At 46.0% G+C, this 18,095-nt stretch carries 14 protein-coding genes and 1 pseudogene; 7 read left to right on the top strand and 8 right to left on the bottom strand.

All coding sequences use genetic code 11. The annotated features are described in order from the left end of the window. Window positions 1–218: 218 nt before the first annotated feature. Together QUA83_RS21365 and QUA83_RS21360 are read right to left on the bottom strand one after the other, a co-directional pair. Entirely contained in the window at window positions 219–1,604 is a 1,386-nt protein-coding gene (locus QUA83_RS21365; protein ID WP_333295655.1) for a hypothetical protein, read from the bottom strand. 809 nt (window positions 1,605–2,413) lie between these two features. Continuing rightward, window positions 2,414–3,943, bottom strand: coding sequence for a YifB family Mg chelatase-like AAA ATPase (locus QUA83_RS21360; RefSeq protein ID WP_333295653.1), 1,530 nt, complete (start codon window positions 3,941–3,943; stop codon window positions 2,414–2,416). Between the two features lie 215 nt (window positions 3,944–4,158). Between QUA83_RS21360 and QUA83_RS21355 the strand changes: the two genes are divergently transcribed. The 3 genes from QUA83_RS21355 to lnt all read left to right on the top strand — a co-directional run bounded on the left by QUA83_RS21355 (window position 4,159) and on the right by lnt (window position 8,264). After that, window positions 4,159–4,506 (top strand): histidine triad nucleotide-binding protein, encoded by a 348-nt coding sequence (locus tag QUA83_RS21355; protein ID WP_333153812.1) that lies wholly within the window; start codon window positions 4,159–4,161, stop codon window positions 4,504–4,506. Between the two features lie 545 nt (window positions 4,507–5,051). Further along, window positions 5,052–6,134, top strand: coding sequence for a photosystem II q(b) protein (gene psbA, locus QUA83_RS21350; RefSeq protein ID WP_333295652.1), 1,083 nt, complete (start codon window positions 5,052–5,054; stop codon window positions 6,132–6,134). 333 nt (window positions 6,135–6,467) lie between these two features. After that, on the top strand, window positions 6,468–8,264 hold the full coding sequence (gene lnt, locus QUA83_RS21345; RefSeq protein ID WP_445301798.1) for an apolipoprotein N-acyltransferase: 1,797 nt from the start codon (window positions 6,468–6,470) through the stop codon (window positions 8,262–8,264). A 66-nt stretch (window positions 8,265–8,330) separates the two neighbouring features. Here the strand turns inward: lnt and QUA83_RS21340 are convergent, their stop codons facing one another. Continuing rightward, window positions 8,331–9,236, bottom strand: a complete 906-nt coding sequence (locus QUA83_RS21340) for a bestrophin family ion channel (protein ID WP_333295651.1) — start codon at window positions 9,234–9,236, stop codon at window positions 8,331–8,333. Window positions 9,237–9,607: 371 nt separating this feature from the next. Here QUA83_RS21340 and recJ point away from each other — a divergent pair, with 371 nt between their 5' ends. Beyond that, on the top strand, window positions 9,608–11,704 hold the full coding sequence (recJ, locus tag QUA83_RS21335; protein ID WP_333295649.1) for a single-stranded-DNA-specific exonuclease RecJ: 2,097 nt from the start codon (window positions 9,608–9,610) through the stop codon (window positions 11,702–11,704). Between the two features lie 106 nt (window positions 11,705–11,810). Here recJ and psb30 read toward each other — a convergent pair whose 3' ends face one another. After that, a complete protein-coding gene (gene psb30, locus QUA83_RS21330; protein WP_015175616.1) occupies window positions 11,811–11,951 on the bottom strand; it encodes a photosystem II reaction center protein Ycf12/Psb30 in 141 nt (46 codons plus the stop codon). A 343-nt stretch (window positions 11,952–12,294) separates the two neighbouring features. Between psb30 and QUA83_RS21325 the strand changes: the two genes are divergently transcribed. From QUA83_RS21325 to QUA83_RS21315, 3 genes are all read left to right on the top strand, one after another. Next, a complete protein-coding gene (locus QUA83_RS21325) occupies window positions 12,295–12,669 on the top strand; it encodes a YkgJ family cysteine cluster protein (protein ID WP_333295648.1) in 375 nt (124 codons plus the stop codon). 198 nt (window positions 12,670–12,867) lie between these two features. Then, window positions 12,868–13,191, top strand: a complete 324-nt coding sequence (locus tag QUA83_RS21320; RefSeq protein ID WP_333295647.1) for a hypothetical protein — start codon at window positions 12,868–12,870, stop codon at window positions 13,189–13,191. Window positions 13,192–13,603: 412 nt separating this feature from the next. Then, window positions 13,604–13,891, top strand: coding sequence for a YggT family protein (locus QUA83_RS21315; RefSeq protein WP_333162866.1), 288 nt, complete (start codon window positions 13,604–13,606; stop codon window positions 13,889–13,891). A gap of 224 nt (window positions 13,892–14,115) precedes the next feature. Here the strand turns inward: QUA83_RS21315 and QUA83_RS21310 are convergent, their stop codons facing one another. From QUA83_RS21310 to QUA83_RS21295, 4 genes and pseudogenes are all read right to left on the bottom strand, one after another. Then, window positions 14,116–14,547, bottom strand: a complete 432-nt coding sequence (locus QUA83_RS21310; protein ID WP_190657424.1) for a hypothetical protein — start codon at window positions 14,545–14,547, stop codon at window positions 14,116–14,118. Between the two features lie 107 nt (window positions 14,548–14,654). After that, the gene (locus QUA83_RS21305; protein ID WP_333295646.1) at window positions 14,655–15,632 is read right to left on the bottom strand and encodes a shikimate dehydrogenase; all 978 of its coding nucleotides are present in this window, start codon (window positions 15,630–15,632) and stop codon (window positions 14,655–14,657) included. Window positions 15,633–15,865: 233 nt separating this feature from the next. Beyond that, window positions 15,866–17,230: a P-loop NTPase fold protein gene (locus QUA83_RS21300; RefSeq protein ID WP_333295645.1), complete on the bottom strand. Its 1,365-nt coding sequence runs from the start codon at window positions 17,228–17,230 to the stop codon at window positions 15,866–15,868. A 741-nt stretch (window positions 17,231–17,971) separates the two neighbouring features. Then, window positions 17,972–18,095 (bottom strand): annotated as a pseudogene (locus tag QUA83_RS21295) (IS630-like element ISAcma34 family transposase); the annotation flags it as partial.

Raw genomic sequence — 18,095 nt, 5'->3', positions numbered from 1 at the left:
TTAAACTGAAATCTTGCACCATTATCAATCAGCCTGCTATAGGCGGGCTCTCCTGCCCAGCCCCTACTCCCCACAAGAAAACTCATTCTTTGTGAAACAGGCGCGAAAGCCTGTTAAGCGAGAGTAATGCAACATCTCAGACTAACCGCACATTGTGGCTGAACTCAAGAAACCAGGTTTCTGCAATGGAAAACGTTTTAAGATTTTGCCAACCTATCCTAAGAAACTGTTTGGTGAACTAATTTAACTTTCCCTAAAGCCGTCTTTCTGCTATCAAAGAGTTTCATCACGCCGGAGGAGATGGTCTCGATGACATCGGGAGAACAGTAAGAGAGAAACTCTTCCGACGAAATATGACCGGCAAAAAACTCTTGAGCTTTCTTCAAAAAGTTTTCTGTTTCAGCAAAGCCGATAGATTTGATAATAAACGTAGCTACGGGAGAGTTTTTAATATCATAGGGAGATTCTTGATTTCGCCCTATTGCTAACAAATTTAAAACCTCTTTTTCCAACTGAGTTTCTAATGGGTAAGCGATCTGTTTGTTGGGCAAGTAATCCTCCAAAACCGAGGTTTTAAATCCGGGTGCGCGCAATTCTCCCATCATAGTTGAAAGCGGAATATCGCGCCCCAAACGGTAGGAAAGAGCTTCTAAAATGGCGATGGTAATTAGCTTGATCCCCAGATAAAGTTTAGCAACTTCGATATTTTTGCGCGTTCTGGCAATCAGGTTAGCGTAGGTTTCATCGTCCGGCTCTTGCATAAACTGCTGGAAAACCAGTTCGGGTTTGAGGAAGTTCAAAAATCCTTCCATTTTTTGCAGAGACTTGCGATATCCGGCAACAGTATAGGAATTAACATTGGTCAATTCGTGGTTGGTTTCTGGCATCAAGTTCCAGGTATTGTCTAAGAAATTAGAAGAATTGGGAGAGGCAAAATTCTCTACATCCCGATTGGCTAACCTGACCGCTCGCTTGACAATTTCTACGGTTTGGGTATCGCTCCATCCCAAGTTAAAATCGCGATTTATACTTACCAAACGCTGGTACAAAAGTTCGATCGCGCTCAAACCACTGGGCGAAACGGGACGAAAAGGGATAGTAGCTTCGATGCAAGCTGTGATCTCAGCGATCGTACTAGCTGGCAAAAAAGGCTCCAAAGATTTGGCAGCAATAACGGCACTCAAAAATTCGTTTTGACCGGCAAACGGAGAGAGAGTCTTGCCGGGAATAAACCCAAATACTGAGGCCACTAGGTGATACATGGCATCGTCGGGCAGTTCGGTTTCATCTCTAATAACTAACTGCGATCGCACCTCTTTGACAAAAGGACAAAGGGCGCTGCTAATATTGAAACTAACGCCCTGATCGACTTGCACGTACACGAGGTCGTGAAACAGTGCAGCCAGCACCTCGATCGGATCGACTGACCCCCCGACCTCAAAAATGTGTTCCGACGTGTGAAAGTAGCGCCAAGGCCCTCTCATCGTTTGAATAATTAGCTCAGCTATCTGCTCCAGCTTTGGAATGTCTACTTGACCTCCCAATTGCTCGATCGAGCTTACCAAGCAATCCAAGCACCGTTTTTGTTCTGCGAAAAGCTCCATTTACACACCTCCAGTGCATTCCCTGATTGTCTTGCGCTTGATTGCATGGTATCAAAACGCGCTGCGATCATGCCATGATTTGTCACTCAAAAATTTCAAATTTTATGGTGAAACAGGGAGAGGGGGCCAGGGAAAGAGAAAGAGGGAGGAAGAGCGAGGGAGAAGGAGGGAGAGGGAGAGCGAGAAATTAAATATTAAAAATTCGGCCGTTGTGGAGATTCGGGCAACTTGGGCGATCGGTATCATAAATTACAGTAAAAATGACAAAAAGTGGGTAAAAACTTGATGAATTTTTGATTAAATTATGAGGGATTTTTGACAAAAGCTGTGGGTGGGTGTCATTGACACCAGCTTCAAGCTGCAGTGGTCTAAATACTGCGTGTAGCCTCAGAATAAGATTCGTAGACGTGCTGATAAAACTCTTGATATTTGCGCTGATACACTTCAGTTGATTAGCTTTCGGGCAGTTGCTCTAAAGCTTCCTCGATCGCCACTTTAACTGCGGCCTTGGTTTGCTGTCGCATTCCCAATCTAACACTAACATAACTTACACAACTGTCACAACTGATACTGGCACCATGCCACACAAAATCAGACAATCAACATGGGAACATCGGGGCGTTTCACTGGCTCAATTAAATAATTGGACAACATCAATCCAGCTTAAATACCCCCTTAAGCCCTTAGTCCCCCTCTGCTGGGGCTTCGTATGTTTAGAAGCAATTTAAATCGCCGCATCAACTGTTAAATCCCCAACTTCTTTAAGAAGTCGGGGATGGGGATATTGTGTCTTTTGAGCCGTTGCTGACTTACTGCATCCGATCGATCGTCCGATACTGCACCGCCTCCGCCACATGATTCGTTTTCAAGCTTTCATCCCCCGACAAATCAGCAATAGTTCTAGCAACCTTCAAAATGCGATCGCTAGCCCTCGCCGAAAGCCCCAATTTCCGAATCGCCATCTCCAATAAATTCCGAGAAGCATCATCCAACTGACACCATTTGTTAATGTGACTGCTTTTCATTTCCGCATTACAGCGCAAACTAGATTCCGACTGAAAACGGCGAGTAGCGATCGCCCGCGCCCGCTGCACCCTCACCCGCACCGGTTCCGACTCCTCCCCCGTCGGCTGTCGCGTAATTTCCTCGGGCTTCAAACGATTAACCGCCACTTGCAAATCAATCCGATCCATCAAAGGCCCCGAAAGTTTTGCCCAATATTGCTCCCTCTTTTGTGGCGAACAAGTACACTGTTGAATCGAATCGCCGTAATAACCGCAAGCGCAAGGATTCGTACTAGCAACTAAAGTGAATTGCGCCGGAAACATCACCGATTGTCTAGTCCGAGAAATCGTCACATAACCATCTTCCAGCGGTTGTCGCAAAAACTCCAAAACATCTCTTTTAAACTCAGTTAATTCATCCAAAAAAAGAATGCCGCGATGTGCTAAAGAAATTTCACCCGGACGCGGAAAACTGCCGCCACCTACCAAAGAAGGGCCGGATGCTGAATGGTGAGGACTGCGAAAAGGTCGATCGCCCACCAAGCTTCCCTTATCCTTCAACAACCCCGCCACCGAATGAATCTGAGTTACATCCAAAGCTTCATCAAAAGTCAGCGGCGGCAAAATACCCGGCAAACGCCTCGCCAACATAGTCTTACCGCTCCCTGGCGGCCCTACAAAAATTAAATTGTGTCCCCCCGCCGCCGCAATTTCCAAAGCCCGCCGCGCGTGAATTTGCCCCTTTACATCCTTTAAATCTAGACCCGGAAACCGCGTTTTTGCTAACTCTTCTCGACCGTTTACTTCTACAGGCGAATAAACTTGAGGATTGTTCAAAAAATCAGTAACTGCAAAAATATTCTCAAAACCATAAACAGATATTCCGTGCACCAAAGCCGCTTCCTGCGCGTTACCAGCCGGTACAACTAATCCTGAAATACCCATTTTTTGAGCAGCAGCGGCGATCGGCAAAACCCCAGCCACAGGCCGCAAACTCCCATCTAAAGAAAGTTCCCCTAAAAACAAATAATCTCCCAAAAGTTCAGCGCTGACTTGTTCCGATGCTGCTAAAATGCCAATGGCGATCGGCAAATCAAAACTCGGCCCCTCCTTTCGCAAATCCGCCGGAGTCAAATTAATCACAATACTCCGCATCGGAAAAGCATATCCCGAATTTTTTAGCGTAGCCTTAACCCTTTCTTTAGCTTCTTGCACCGCAGAATCGGGCAATCCCACAACCACAATTTTCGGTAGCCCGCCTGACACATCAGCCTCAACACCAACCTTTACCGCGTCAATTCCAACGATCGATGCACTCCAAACCCTAGCAAGCATTTTTCTTTATCCTTAATTTGCCTGTCCTTGATTCATCATCTATTATGATTAACAATGACTAATGAATATCGGAAGAGGCAAGAAAAACTTTTCCTTGCCTCTTCTTTTTCTCCTCTTCCTTCTCTCCTGCTGGGTCTTACCTCTTCCCTCTTCCCGACATCCGTTACATCCGTTACATCCGTTACACAATCCGTTGCCGAACTTCGTTAACACCCATGACAACTCAAGAAACGCTTTTCAGCAAAATCATCCGCAAAGAGATTCCCGCAGACATCGTTTATGAAGACGACTTGGCCCTCGCGTTCCGAGATATCCATCCGCAAGCACCCGTCCACATCCTCGTCATTCCCAAACAGCCTATTGCCAAATTAGCCGATGCCGAGTCGGGAGATCATGCTCTCATGGGGCACTTGCTGCTGACTGTCAAACGGGTAGCAGAACAACTCGGACTTAGCAACGGCTATCGCGTCGTCATTAATAGCGGCAGCGACGGCGGCCAAACTGTAGACCACATGCACCTTCACATTCTCGGCGGTCGGCAGATGAACTGGCCCCCAGGCTAAATCCTAATTTTTACGCCGAACTTGCGGACTCATCCTCAGAAACCCGGTTGATTTCTATTGCCAAGCGCCTCAGAAACCGGGTTTCTTTTTTCGTCAATAAACCCGGTTGATTGGAGATTATTGAGAATGCAGCCCGCACTAGAAACCCGGTTTTCACTATTCTCCCGATAAAAAATTACACTCGCAGAATCCACCGATTATATGTAAATAAATATTAAAAATTATCTGTTCACGACCTAATTAACAGATATTTAAATAGAAAGAGAATCGACCTGAACAAAAAAAAATTGCTCGAACTGCTGAACCAAGCTACAGAAACTAGATTCAGTTCTTCTGGCCGCTGTATTTAACCCGTTTGGTGTGTAATTTTACTTTGTAAAATAATACAAATATTTACTAATAATTCAGTTTTTGTAAATGTTTGTAAAATCTTTAAATTGTTAGCAGTAATCCCTTGGCAAACTTTAGTGATTGGTGTTACTAATATAAGCGTGGGGCATCCCCACAATGAACCTTGAAAATTCAATTAAGCCATCATAAACCAAATGACAACAACCGTACAGCGTCGCGAAAGCGGCAACGTTTGGGAACGGTTCTGCGAGTGGGTAACTAGCACCGAAAACCGCATTTATGTGGGTTGGTTCGGCGTCTTGATGATTCCCACCTTGCTGAGTGCCACCATCTGCTACATCATCGCCTTCATCGCTGCTCCTCCAGTGGACATCGACGGCATCCGCGAACCAGTAGCTGGTTCCTTGATGTACGGCAACAACATCATTACTGGTGCTGTTGTTCCTTCATCGAATGCGATCGGGCTTCACTTCTATCCCATCTGGGAAGCTGCTTCCTTAGACGAATGGTTGTACAACGGCGGCCCCTACCAATTGGTAGTATTTCACTTCCTGATTGGCATTTTCTGCTACATGGGTCGTGAATGGGAACTGTCCTACCGTTTAGGTATGCGTCCTTGGATCTGCGTCGCTTACTCTGCACCAGTTGCAGCAGCAACCGCAGTATTCTTGATTTACCCGATCGGACAAGGCAGCTTTTCTGACGGTATGCCCTTGGGTATCTCCGGCACATTCAACTTCATGATCGTGTTCCAAGCCGAGCACAACATCCTGATGCACCCCTTCCATATGTTGGGAGTAGCTGGTGTCTTCGGCGGTGCTCTGTTCTCCGCCATGCACGGTTCTCTTGTTACCTCTAGCTTGGTTCGCGAGACAAGTGAAACTGAATCTTTGAACTACGGTTACAAATTCGGTCAAGAAGAAGAAACCTACAACATCGTTGCAGCCCACGGCTACTTCGGTCGGTTAATCTTCCAATACGCGAGCTTTAACAACAGCCGTTCTTTGCACTTCTTGTTAGGTGCATGGCCAGTAGTCGGCATCTGGTTTACCTCTTTGGGTATTTCCACGATGGCGTTTAACTTGAACGGTTTCAACTTCAACCAATCGGTTATCGACTCGCAAGGTCGCGTGATCAACACTTGGGCTGATGTCATCAACCGCGCTAACCTGGGTATGGAAGTAATGCACGAGCGCAACGCTCACAACTTCCCCCTCGACTTGGCTGCTGGTGAAACAACTCCCGTAGCAATGGTTGCTCCTTCCATCAACGGCTAAATTTAGCCTTTGATTAACAAAAAGCGCTCCTAGAAATAGGGGCGCTTTTTGTTTGGGCAAGTAGAATTTGAGAGATTTTTTTCGGTTAAATCCGTTAAATCTGAGATGTTGCACCATTCTCAATTAATTGTTTAGGAACAGGCAAGATGCCTGTTCCACAAGAAAACTAACTCTTTGTGGAACAGGCATCTTGCCTGTTCTTGAAAAGGGTGCAAGATGTGAGTTAAATCCGTTAAATCTGTTAAATCCCGTACACTGCGCGTTTCCGAGCTTTCTTCTTCTCGATCGATCTGATATATTGATTAAGAATTATTATTTTTGGCAATCATCAAAGTGGCGATATTTAACAGGCACAAATTTGAAACACTTGCGGTTCATAAATCAAAAACATTAGCCTGGGCGATCGCACTTTTCAGCGGCATTTTGATGGCATTGACAACCGCACCAGTAAATGCTTGGCTATTGGCTTGGGTAGCATTAGCTCCCCTGTGGATTTTGGTTGTCAGTTATCAAAAGCCAAAAATAGAAGAACAAAAACAAAAATTCTTCCTTCTTCCTTCTTCCTTCTTCCTTCTTCCTTCACTCTGGGGAATTGGCTATCACGGATTAGCTTTATCTTGGATTATGGGAATTCACCCGATGACTTGGTTGGGAGTTCCTTGGTGGCCGAGTTTGGCGATCGCACTTTTTTGCTGGGCATTCATCACCCTCTGGGGAGCAGCCTTAGTCGCCGTTTGGGCGTGGCTATTTGCGATCGCAATTTCCAAAATTAGTGGCACAGGCATCTTGCCTGTTATTTCCCCAAAAATTAGTGGCACAGGCATCTTGCCTGTGATTTCCCAAAAAATTAGTGGCACAGGCATCTTGCCTGTGATTCGCGTTTTAATTGGCACAGCTTTGTGGTGCGCCTTAGAAAGTATTTGGAGTACAGGTTCGCTGTGGTGGACATCCCTATCATATACCCAAAGCCCCCACAATTTAGCAATATTGCACCTCGGTCAACTCTCCGGGCCCAGCGCAGTAACAGCCGCTATTGTAGCAGTAAATGGCTTAATCGCAGAAGCTTTTATTGAAGGAAGAAGGAAGAAGGAAGAAGGAAGTTCGGCAACGGATTGTGTAACGGATGTAACGGATGTAACGGATGGATGGAAGCAGGAGAGAGTCCGAGGTAAGAAGGGAGAAGTCCGAGGGAAGAAGTCGGTTGCTTATATTTTGCCTGCGGGTTTATTTTTAGTTTTGCATATTGCAGGCTGGAGTTTGTACAATCGCCCTTTGAATCAAGAAGCTGCAACCGCTTTAAAAATTGGCATTATTCAAGGCAATATTCCTAACGAGATTAAGTTTGACTCAGGGGGTTGGCGGCGCGCTTTGGAAGGTTACACCACTGGATACAAACAGTTAGCAGACAGAAAAGTCGATGCTGTGTTAATTCCAGAGACCGCTTTGCCTTTTATCTGGACAAACGAGTATCAACGTTCTACTCTTTCCTTTTATCAAGCTATTCTCGAACGCGGTGTGGTGGCTTGGATTGGAGGATTCGGGGAGCAAGAGAATAGTATCACTAACAGCTTATTGGCGATCGATCGCACTGGAGAAATTGTCGGTCGCTACGATAAACTAAAGCTAGTGCCTTTAGGCGAATATATCCCTTTTTACGAAATCTTAGGCGGGATTATTAATCGGCTTTCTCCCTTAGATGCTCATTTAGTACCCGGCAATTCTAAACAATTGTTTGATACGCCGTTTGGTCGCGCCATTGTCGGAATTTGTTACGATTCGGCGTTTTCAGAAATCTTCCGATATCAGGCGGCGCATGGAGGCGAATTTATGATTACCGCTTCCAACAATGCCCATTATAAACCGCCGATGTTGGATCAACATCACGCTCTAGATGTGATGCGGGCAATTGAAACTGATAGATGGGCAGTTATCGCAACTAATACGGGTTACTCTGCTTTTGTAAATCCTCGCGGCGAGACGGTTTGGAAGTCTGGAATTAATACCTATGAAGTCCGAGATGCTACTATTTATCGGCGGCAAACTCGAACTTTGTACGTGTGCTGGGGAGATTGGCTGACACCTGTATTGTTAGTATTAGCGGGGTTAATGCGGTTTCTTGTTAAAAATTAACCAGAAAATTTTAGATTTTAGATTTTATGTACCAATCTAAAATCTAAAATCTAAAAAGGAATGAATTTACTTATCTTTCACGTGTTCGTGAACGCTAGGAGATAAAGAAATTAAATCGTCGATATTTCGCTGCATGGCAGCACAAATATTGTCCAAAGGCAAATCATTGTCATCGTGCCCAAAGGGATTTTCTATTTCAATACCGATTTCTTCGATACCGAACAAAGTAAAACTAATTAAAGCCACAACTAAGCCGGTTCCCCAACCCAAATCTTTCACCATTTGGAAGGGCAGGGCTAAACAGTAAAGCAACAATAGTTGTTTCAGGTGAATCGCGTAAGCCAAAGGGATAGGCGTCTTCAAAATCCGCTCGCAGCCACCTAATACATCAATCATAGAGTTGATCAACTCCTTCATAGCAGTTAACTGATAGACATCAACGCAATTGCCCTCATACTGCTCGTGCAAGTAATCCTCAATCCAAAAGGCAATTTCTAGAGGCGGATTGTTCATCGACTTGAGCTTTTGGTAGTGCGCTGGGGACATTAACGGCTCCAACTCTGGATTGACTGATTCTTGCCGCAAGTGCAGTTTTAGGGCCACTGCAAAGGCGGGTAACAGGCGCAGGACTGACTTTTTGAGTTCGATATCCTGCGGGTCTTTTTCCTCAATTGCCACCCAGATTTGGCGCGCCAAATTGCGGACGTTGTTGACTAAAGTTCCCCACATTTTTCGACCGTCCCAAAATCTTTCGTAGGCTGTATTTGTCCGAAAAACTAACAGTAGACCCAGGACAATACTCGGTACAATACTCGACAAAATTGGTAAGGAAACCGGCCACTTTAAAAAGTGCAGCAGGGAAATAAGAACTCCAAAGCCGCCGCACAGCAAAACGCGGGGCAAAATTGAGGGAATGACAGACCCCCGAACCTGTAATGCAATTTTAAACCAAGGTGGTCGATCGCCACTCATGCAAGTCTCCTAATTAAATTAAATTAGCCCCGCCCTAACACCGGCGGCGCAAATGCTTGCTAGACTTTGTTCTTCGGCTCCCACCAGTCGATTTGAGATTCGAGATTTTAGATTGACTCCACAGAGAAATCTGGGGCGTTTGAACTTTGGTCTAAAATTTTTTGGTCTCCATGACTGTTGGCAGGGCTTTTATCCCTATTGGGGTGGGGTGAGAGCTTCCGAAAAAAGCTTTCCTACAAACAACCTTTGGATTTTACCCAAAAAACTCATCTTTACGCTCAATCTAAAACCTAAAATCTCAAATCTACAATTGATTGACGGAGGGACTTAATTAGGTAAGATTAATCATGTATCTTTAAACCTCAGCTTCCGTGCAAGAGCGACCGACATCTGTACCCCCGCATTTTCACCGATTGCCAAACCAACGGTGGCAAATTTATTCGCCTCAAACACAGCAAGCAGAACAGTTTGCCACAGAAATCGGTTTGTCGCCCTTGCTGGCACAGGTGCTGATTAACCGGGGCATCGATTCGGTTAAAGAAGTGCAAGGGTTTATCGAACCGGAATCTCTGGTTTTGCCCCCACCAAAAGATGAGTTTCCCGATTTGGCTGCGAGTGTCAAATTGTTGCGGGAGGCGATTTCGGGAGGGCAAAAAATTGCGATTTGCGGCGACTACGATGCTGACGGGATGACGAGCACGGCTTTGTTGTTACGCGCTCTCAGGGCTCTGGGGGCGAATGTGGATTATGCTATTCCCAGCCGAATGCGAGAAGGTTATGGGATTAACGATCGCATTGTAGAAGAATTTCACTCGGAAGGTGTCGCTCTCATTCTCACGGTTGACAACGGAATAGCCGCCTACGGCCCGGTTGCCAGGGCGCGAGAACTCGGTGTCAAAGTTATTATTACAGACCACCACGACTTGCCACCAAAACTGCCGCCGGCTGATGCTATTCTCAACCCGAAATTAATTGCAGAATCTTCGCCTTATCGCGGTTTGGCTGGCGTAGGTGTTGCTTATGTTTTGGCTATTACTTTGGCTCAGGATATGCAGAAAGTTGGGGGGTTGGTGAATCCGCTGCTGGAGTTATTCACGTTGGGAACTATTGCGGATTTAGCACCTTTGACAGGAGTTAATCGGCGCTGGGTAAAGCGTGGTTTACGGCTGTTGCCTCACTCGCAATTGGCGGGGATTCAGGCTTTGATTCAGGTGGCGGGAGTGCAGCCGGGAAGTGCGGAAAGTCCCTCAATTCTCAACTCACAAAATAAAACTAATAATTCCTTAAAGCCTGAAGATATTGGTTTTAGGCTGGGGCCCCGGATTAATGCTGTGGGGCGGCTGGCTGACCCTCAAATTGTGATAGAGTTGCTGACTACGGACGATCGCGAATTGGCTCTCAAAAACGCGATTCAGTGCGAACAAATCAATCAGCGCAGGCAGGAGTTGTGCCAGGAAATTGAGCAGGAAGCCATCGCTTGGTGCGAGAAAAGTGATCTCGATTTGCAGCAAGAACGAGTTTTAGTTGTCGTGCAGCCCGGTTGGCATCACGGGGTGATCGGGATTGTGGCTTCTCGGTTAGTGGAACGCTACGGCGTACCTGTGTTTATTGGTACTTTTGAGGATGAGGCTGGGGAAAACAAGGCTGTAGGGGCGGTATCCCATAAACTTGTGCGGGGTTCGGCGAGGGGAATTCCTGAGTTTAATGTATTTGACGGGCTGAATTTTTGCGCTGATTTATTAACTAAATTTGGCGGACACAAAGCGGCGGGCGGTTTTTCTATGCCGGCTGAGAATCTCGAACAATTCCGCAGCCAATTGTCAATTTTTGCCAATCAATGTTTGCAGCCGGAACACTTAAAACCGCTGGTTTCAGTTGACGTGCGAGCCGATTTGGCTGAGATTAATCTCGACCTTTACCGACAAATTGATGCTCTGGAACCTTGCGGGATTGAAAATAAGGCTCCTGTATTTTGGACGCCTAATGTTTGCATAACTGAACAGAAAATTGTTGGTAAAGGAGGTCACGTTAAACTAACTGCAAATCAAGATGGAAATGTATCGGCTAGTGTGAAGGCGATTGCTTGGCGTTGGGGCGAATATTTTCCTTTGCCTCGGCGGGTTGATATTGCTTACCGATTGCGGGAAAATAGTTTTAATGGCAAGACATCGGTTGAGTTAGAATTGTTGGGTGTCCGGCTGCCCGCAAATGCTGCTACTTCGAGGCCACCGAGGTTCGGAAAAGTTGAGTTTGATTATTGCGATCGCACTTATTCTTGCAGTCTGTCTCCTGCAGGCTCGATCGAGGAATTGAGAATTCGCAACTCTCAAGGACAAGTTTTGGCTGTTTCACCCGGACAAAACATCGGTTTGTTAGGTAACTCCCGCAAAGATGCTAGAGAAGTCGATGTATCTCTACCTTTTTTTGAGAATTTGATTCAAACTGCTAAACACGCCCTGGGTATTTGATCACAAAGCTAGTGCAGCAGGGAAAATTGGCGATCGAGCCTTGTGAATTTTGAATAATTTAAAACTCAAAACTCCCAACTATCGATCGCCCCGGAGCGTGCTATAATTACAGGTCGCCGCCTTTAGCTGCCAAGAGAAAAATCACGATCGGGCCAGAAAGCACGACGGCTGCGAGTAAAGCTACCTGAACAATGAGTTGGTAGTCTACACCACCCAGACCACTGAAAAGATCGGTTATAAAGTCCATTTGTCCTCCTGACTGTAGTGATTAAGTCTAGATTGTTGCATTAGAAAATCCGCTTCTGATTTTACCGGGCGATCGACCATATTTTTTAAGGAACTTTACAAAATTCAACAAAATGTAAACTACGATCCACCTCTCAGTCACAAGAAACCAAGGACTTGATGCCCCTTCCCGGAAAGTCCCCCCAATCTAAAATCTAAAATCGAACCCCCCCTTCGCAATCTCCGTCTCCGGCGCTGGCAATTGATATACTTTAAGAGCCCCAATCTCTTAAAGTTTGGCATTTCCCCGATTATGCTCCGAATCTAAAATCTAAAATCTAAAATCTAAAATCTAAAATCAAACTATGGCTACTTGGCGTTGTGTAAAGCAGTGCGGTGCTTGTTGTTACCTCGACCCAACAGAGCGCCCCGACTTAGACGAGTATTTATCTGAAGACGAATTAGCGGTCTATTTGAGCTTAGTCGGAGAGGACGGTTGGTGTATCAATTTTGACAAAACTACCAGAGAATGCGGAATTTACGCCGATCGCCCGCGCTTTTGTCGGGTAGACTCAGAGGTGTTTCAGGAAATGTACGGCGTTGAGCCTGCTGAATTGAACGATTTCGCGATCGAGTGCTGCTTGGAACACATTGAAGATTTGTATGGCGATCGATCTTTGGAAATGATCCGCTTTAACTCTGAAGTCGGAATTGTCGCCTTACCTGACGGTGTTGCATAATTGCGAGATGATTTTGATTGTTTTGGGGGATGGGCCACTGATCCCGAAGGCGTGTATTTTCACAGCAGGCTGGACACCCCACAACCATCCTCCTCAAATTGTGCAACGCCTACCTGAGAACTAACAATCTCCTGGTTTCTCACCGGGAGAGTGTCAAAATAAACAAATCAAGGAAATATCGCGCAGTTGAGTTGAGCTATGAGTAATCGAGAGGGTTTTACAGGGGGATTTATTGCCGGAGCTGCCGTTGGCGGCTTGGTGGGTGCAGTTTTGGGCGCGGTGCTGTCCAGGCGCGCTGCTGAAGCTTTGCTGAGTGAACCTTCAGACGCAAAAACCAGAAAAATCCGCCAGAGGAAAGCCAGCCAACTCGAAGCCGAAGGGATGGAAGTAGCAAGGCTGAGTTTAGAAGATAAAATTGCCCAGCTAAATCAGGCAATAGATGACGTGCGACTGCAACTCGGCGACGTAAACGGCAACGCGCCGGCGCCCGGTAGCGAGGGTTCGATCGCCCAAGACTCCTGAATCCATTTAAAATTTTAGATTAGTCTGGCAGCTCAATGCCGGCTACTAACATCTTGCGCCATTCTCAAGCACTGGCTTTTGGCCCTGTGCCACAAACAGTGAATTTTATTGTGGGGAGTAGGGATTGAGTATCCTATCCTGCCCGCCCGTAAACAGCCTGATGCTCCCCCTCTCCCCCAGGGCGGTTTCATTATCAGAAAAACCAAGATTTTGTAGGGGCGGTGCCAAGAGTGCCCGCCCTGGCCCATAGACGAGCGCATCGGGGTTTCAGATATAGGGGCAACCGGGCGTGGGATTGCCCCTACAAGAGAATGAAACAGCCCTGCCCTCTCCCTCCTCTATCACTCCTCCAGCTATGCTAAACTCACAGTTAAAGTGTCTGTAAACTTTACTCAAACTACAAGCAAAATTTATGAGTTCTTCAATAGGCCTTTTGGCAACCACGCTGTCCACATTTCTGCAAATCTATGTAGCCCTGATGATTATTCGGGTGCTGTTAAGCTGGTTCCCTAACATCAATTGGTACGACCCCCCGTTTTCGATTTTGAGTCAGTTAACAGATCCTTACCTCAATCTATTCCGCTCGATTATCCCCCCCTTGGGAGGGATTGACTTTTCACCACTGATTGCGTTTTTTGTACTTCAGTTCGGAGCGGAATTCTTGATCGGTCTTTTGACCAGCTTGCAAACATCCTTGTAGTTTGAAAAGCTTAAGTTTTTAAGCATCGAGCGTAAATTGTTTGGCCGACCTAGCTGCCGGCAACTAAATTTTAGATTTGACATTTTTAGATTAACTCCCCGGTTGAAAAGCTGGGGAGTTAATCGTAAATTAGAAATGAGAAATTGCCGGCCACTCAACAATCGAAAATCGAAAACTGCATCGCAATTTCACGGGCAGCCAACCCAAAATATCCAATAGTTTCGTTAGCGGCGAACCACGCCAGTAAAACCTGTAGCTTTAAATTGCTTGAGTTTCAAAGGTGTTCGTTGATTGGCTGCAACGGAAATTCTGAGCTGAAAATCGCTAACTCCGGGAGGAACTTCTTCTATAGAACCCAAGCGAGTGCGGTTTTGCATCACCGGATTGTCGTCAGCATCATAAATGCGGCCGAAAATATCGGCATTGACAACTGGTTTGCCGGTGCTATTTTCAGCTTTCCCAGTAATCAAAAAGCAGGTAGCTTCCATAGAACTGCCGCTGGTGACTGTGCCTTCTCCCATTTCTGCCGGACATTCGCGATAAGAAAGGTCTGAAAGTTTAATCTGCGTCAAAGCCCAAGCAGGTGGAGTGAATACCAAACTAAAAATTCCGATTAGGCAAGTAGCAAAAAAAAGGCTGATAGCTCGAAATTTCATAAATGGCGGGGCAAGTATATTTTAATTCTCAGCTTAGCGCGAATTGGGCCTCAAATTCCTGCTTATAGGAATTCTGAAAACTACAGCTACTTTTTGAAGAAATGGCATTAATCTAGACCTAAATGCTCTCGCAAGGCTTGGCGCATCACATCAACTGGGACGGATTCTTGATCCAGCCAAATTTTTAAGGCGGCTGCTCCTTGTTGAACTAGCATTTCGAGTCCGTCAATAGCTCGCGCTCCCCGAAGCTGTGCATCTTTGAGAAACTGGGTAGGATTAGGGGTGTAAATTAAATCATAGACGATCGCACCTGCTGAAATTCGATCGATCTCACCAGCCGCAACCGGCGACTTTTCCCCCTGCGGATACATCCCCACAGGCGTCGTGTTCACCAACAAATCTGCCTGCGAGATTAACATTGACAAATTCTCCCAAGTATGTACTTGCAAATTCTGCACGGGCATCGGAGAATTGACCCAACTTTGCTGAAATTCCGCTAAATTTTGTTCGCTGCGGCCGACAACGTGAATCTGTGCACATCCCAATTGAGCGCATCCAGCCACAACAGCTCTCGCCGCCCCGCCATTTCCCAAAATTACTGCTACTTTCTGACTCCAATCGGAACCCGGAGATCCGCCTAAATCCCCCTTAAGAAGGGGGACTTTGAGTGAATTCTCCCCCCTTGTTAAGGGGGGCTGGGGGGGATCTGAATCTGATTGGAAAGTTTGAAAAACCCCCGTTTGCAGCGGCGCGAGAAAGCCTTCAACGTCAGTATTTGTGCCGCACCAACCTTTGTCAGTCAGGTATACGGTATTGACTGCGCCGATCGCTCGGGCGATCGGGGAAACTTCCGACAACAGCGGTAGGATTGCTTGTTTGTGCGGAATCGTGATGCTAAATCCCCGAACGCCGATCGCCGCAAATCCTGCAAGAGCAGCTTTTAAATCCCCTGGTTTTACCGGAAACGGCAAGTAAACAAAATCGACTCCCAAGTGGGAAATAGCAGCATTGTGCATCGCCGGCGACAGAGAATGTTCGACGGGATGACCAATTACTCCTAACAGTTTAGTAGTGCCTTTAATCATTTTTGTTAGTGGAGTGTTGACTGTTGACTGTTAACGGTTGACTGTTGATCGGGCAATGCTGTTGACTGTTGAGAGTTGACTGTTGACTGTTGTTAGTTTTCATAGCACATCCTGCTACAATAACGCCCTTATTCTTTAGTCCGCTAGAAGTGAACTTCGTTTGACCGAAGAGCGATTTCAACCATCAACAGTCAACTCTCAACCGTCAACAGTCAACTCTCAACCGTCAACTGTCAACTCTCAACTGTTTGCCGAAACTCTTTGGCGTCAGCCAAAATCGGATTGACATCAAACCAATAATCTTCGCCGTAACGGTATTCAAACACCCAGAGACTCCGCAGCAATATTTGGTATTTAGTTTCTCCGTTCACAGTTTTGGTAACGGATACTTGGCGCAGCAATTGCCACTCATCAGGTTCGATCGCCAAAGTAAGCTGGTGGCGGCGCTGGATGATCACATTTTCCAAAGTTTCCCGCGACAGAGGAGGGTCTTGTTTCTGCAGACAGCCATACAGTAGTTGCAGCAAATTGCGGACATGACCACCGCTGACTCGACACAGGCGATCGAGAGTTTCCGCAGAGTCGAAAACTTTGCCCACCAAAGCATAGCGCTGCGAAGGATGCACCGTCGGAAAAGCCCGCGCCAGAACCATCTGCCGCAGCAATTCCACACCCTCAGAGCACTCAGAACCGTCGCTCAACTGCACCGGCACCATCGGCAAAACCTTTGGATCTACCCCAAATCGATTGGTCAACTGGCCCAAATCGTTAGAGAAAATCAGCACCAAAGGAATTGTATACACGACGTGGCAATTTAGTCTTGCCAATTGTTCGCCGCGATCGACAAACAGGTATTCCGGCTGCAGTCGCCCCGTCGGTTTCGCGCACAGGTGTATGCGATCGAGATTGTCGATAATTACTACAAGTCCTTGTTTCCCTTGGCGTTTGAGTTCTTGATTAGCCGGTTCTAGCAACTCCTTATTAAGCGCATCTAAAATTACGTTAGTTCGCGGCTCCAAATATTGCCTCAACTCCGATCGCAGATTCGGAGCATCTTTCGCCTTAGCAGTAATTTTGCCAATTCCCAGCGCCAGAGAAAACTCTCCCTCCGTGCTGGCATTTATTTCCCCAAAACCAGGGATATTAGCTTCAGCGCTCAAGTCTATTTGAGTTTGAAAAACATCAGCAACTCCTTTAAGCAAAGCTTTAAAACCCGTCGGTTGCAGCTTGATTTTCATTTTCTCAATGCTTTCGCTCACCTGACGAGCAACGCTCAACAAAATGTCAGTGATATCGACATCTGCCATGTCTAAGTCTTTACTCGACTCAAAGTAAACAACATGAAATCCTTGTTGCTGCAATTGAGCTTGCAGCCGCAGCAATTCTGTTGATTTACCAGAGCCGATGTGACCTGTGAATAATTGACAGGTAGGTGCATCGGGGGACAGACGGCTGATGGTGCGCTCCAATTGTTCGACGATTGTGCCGCCCCGCACTGAAGAGAAATCGATATAGTATTGTCGGTCTTTTTGATTTGCTACTGCCAGGGTGTAGCTGGGATTGCAGGCGCTATAAAAATTTTGTAAATTTAGTTCCATACCCTGTTCCATCTTTCACAACATTATGCCCTAATTTCTTATTCGTTTCGCTACTTTACTAATCAGAACAAGTGGCCCGTTTATTGTGCTGTTTTATTTTGCGGTCAATATCTTGATGTAGCTCATACAATTTGAGATTTGAGATTTGAGATTTGAGAGGAGTAATGACTAATCACTATCGGGGTTGGCTTATTCCCTCCCTGGCGATTCTTTTTTTAAACTTTTATCATCATACGCACTCACCAATTATACCTAATTTTTGCTTACAGGGAATGAAGGGAAGTCACTAATACCCGATAACTCGGCAATGGCTCTGTCTGTGCCGATCGCAATTTTGTATATTGAAATCAACGACGAAGAGTGGGCGGTAATGTTCTCGCGTTAAAGTGGCTATTTGAGTACGGTTAACCGAATATCTAAAGGGCGGGTGCAAGTTCCCGCCCCGACTTCATAAACCAATATATTGTGTTTTATCTGCTGAATTGTCCGATAAATTATCCATATTCAGCCTCCGATACAAAAAATCATTGTTGTCAGTTTGAATAAAAAACACACGCTAGTATAGAAACCGCCAAGGCGGTTGCTATATCCCCATTAACCGATTAATCATGGCTATAATTACTAATCATAAGGTTAGCGAAATCAAGAAGCTAATCCGCATTTAAATTGCAGAGTAAAATAAATTTTTCCTCTTGTGGGGAGTAGGGGTTGGGCAGGAAAGCCCGCCGTTAACATAAGTAGTTAAGCAAAATTAATTACATAATTATCTCCAAATTCTTTAAGAATTATTTCTACAGATGAAACAAGAGATTGCCAGCTAGAGTAGGCATCTATTTCGAGCCATTGATATTTGATAAACCGCCAC

It is taken from the genome of Microcoleus sp. K1-B1 (genome assembly GCF_036704705.1).
In the GTDB taxonomy this organism is placed as follows: Bacteria; Cyanobacteriota; Cyanobacteriia; order Cyanobacteriales; family Microcoleaceae; genus Microcoleus.
This window is presented reverse-complemented; position numbering and strand designations above follow the sequence as displayed.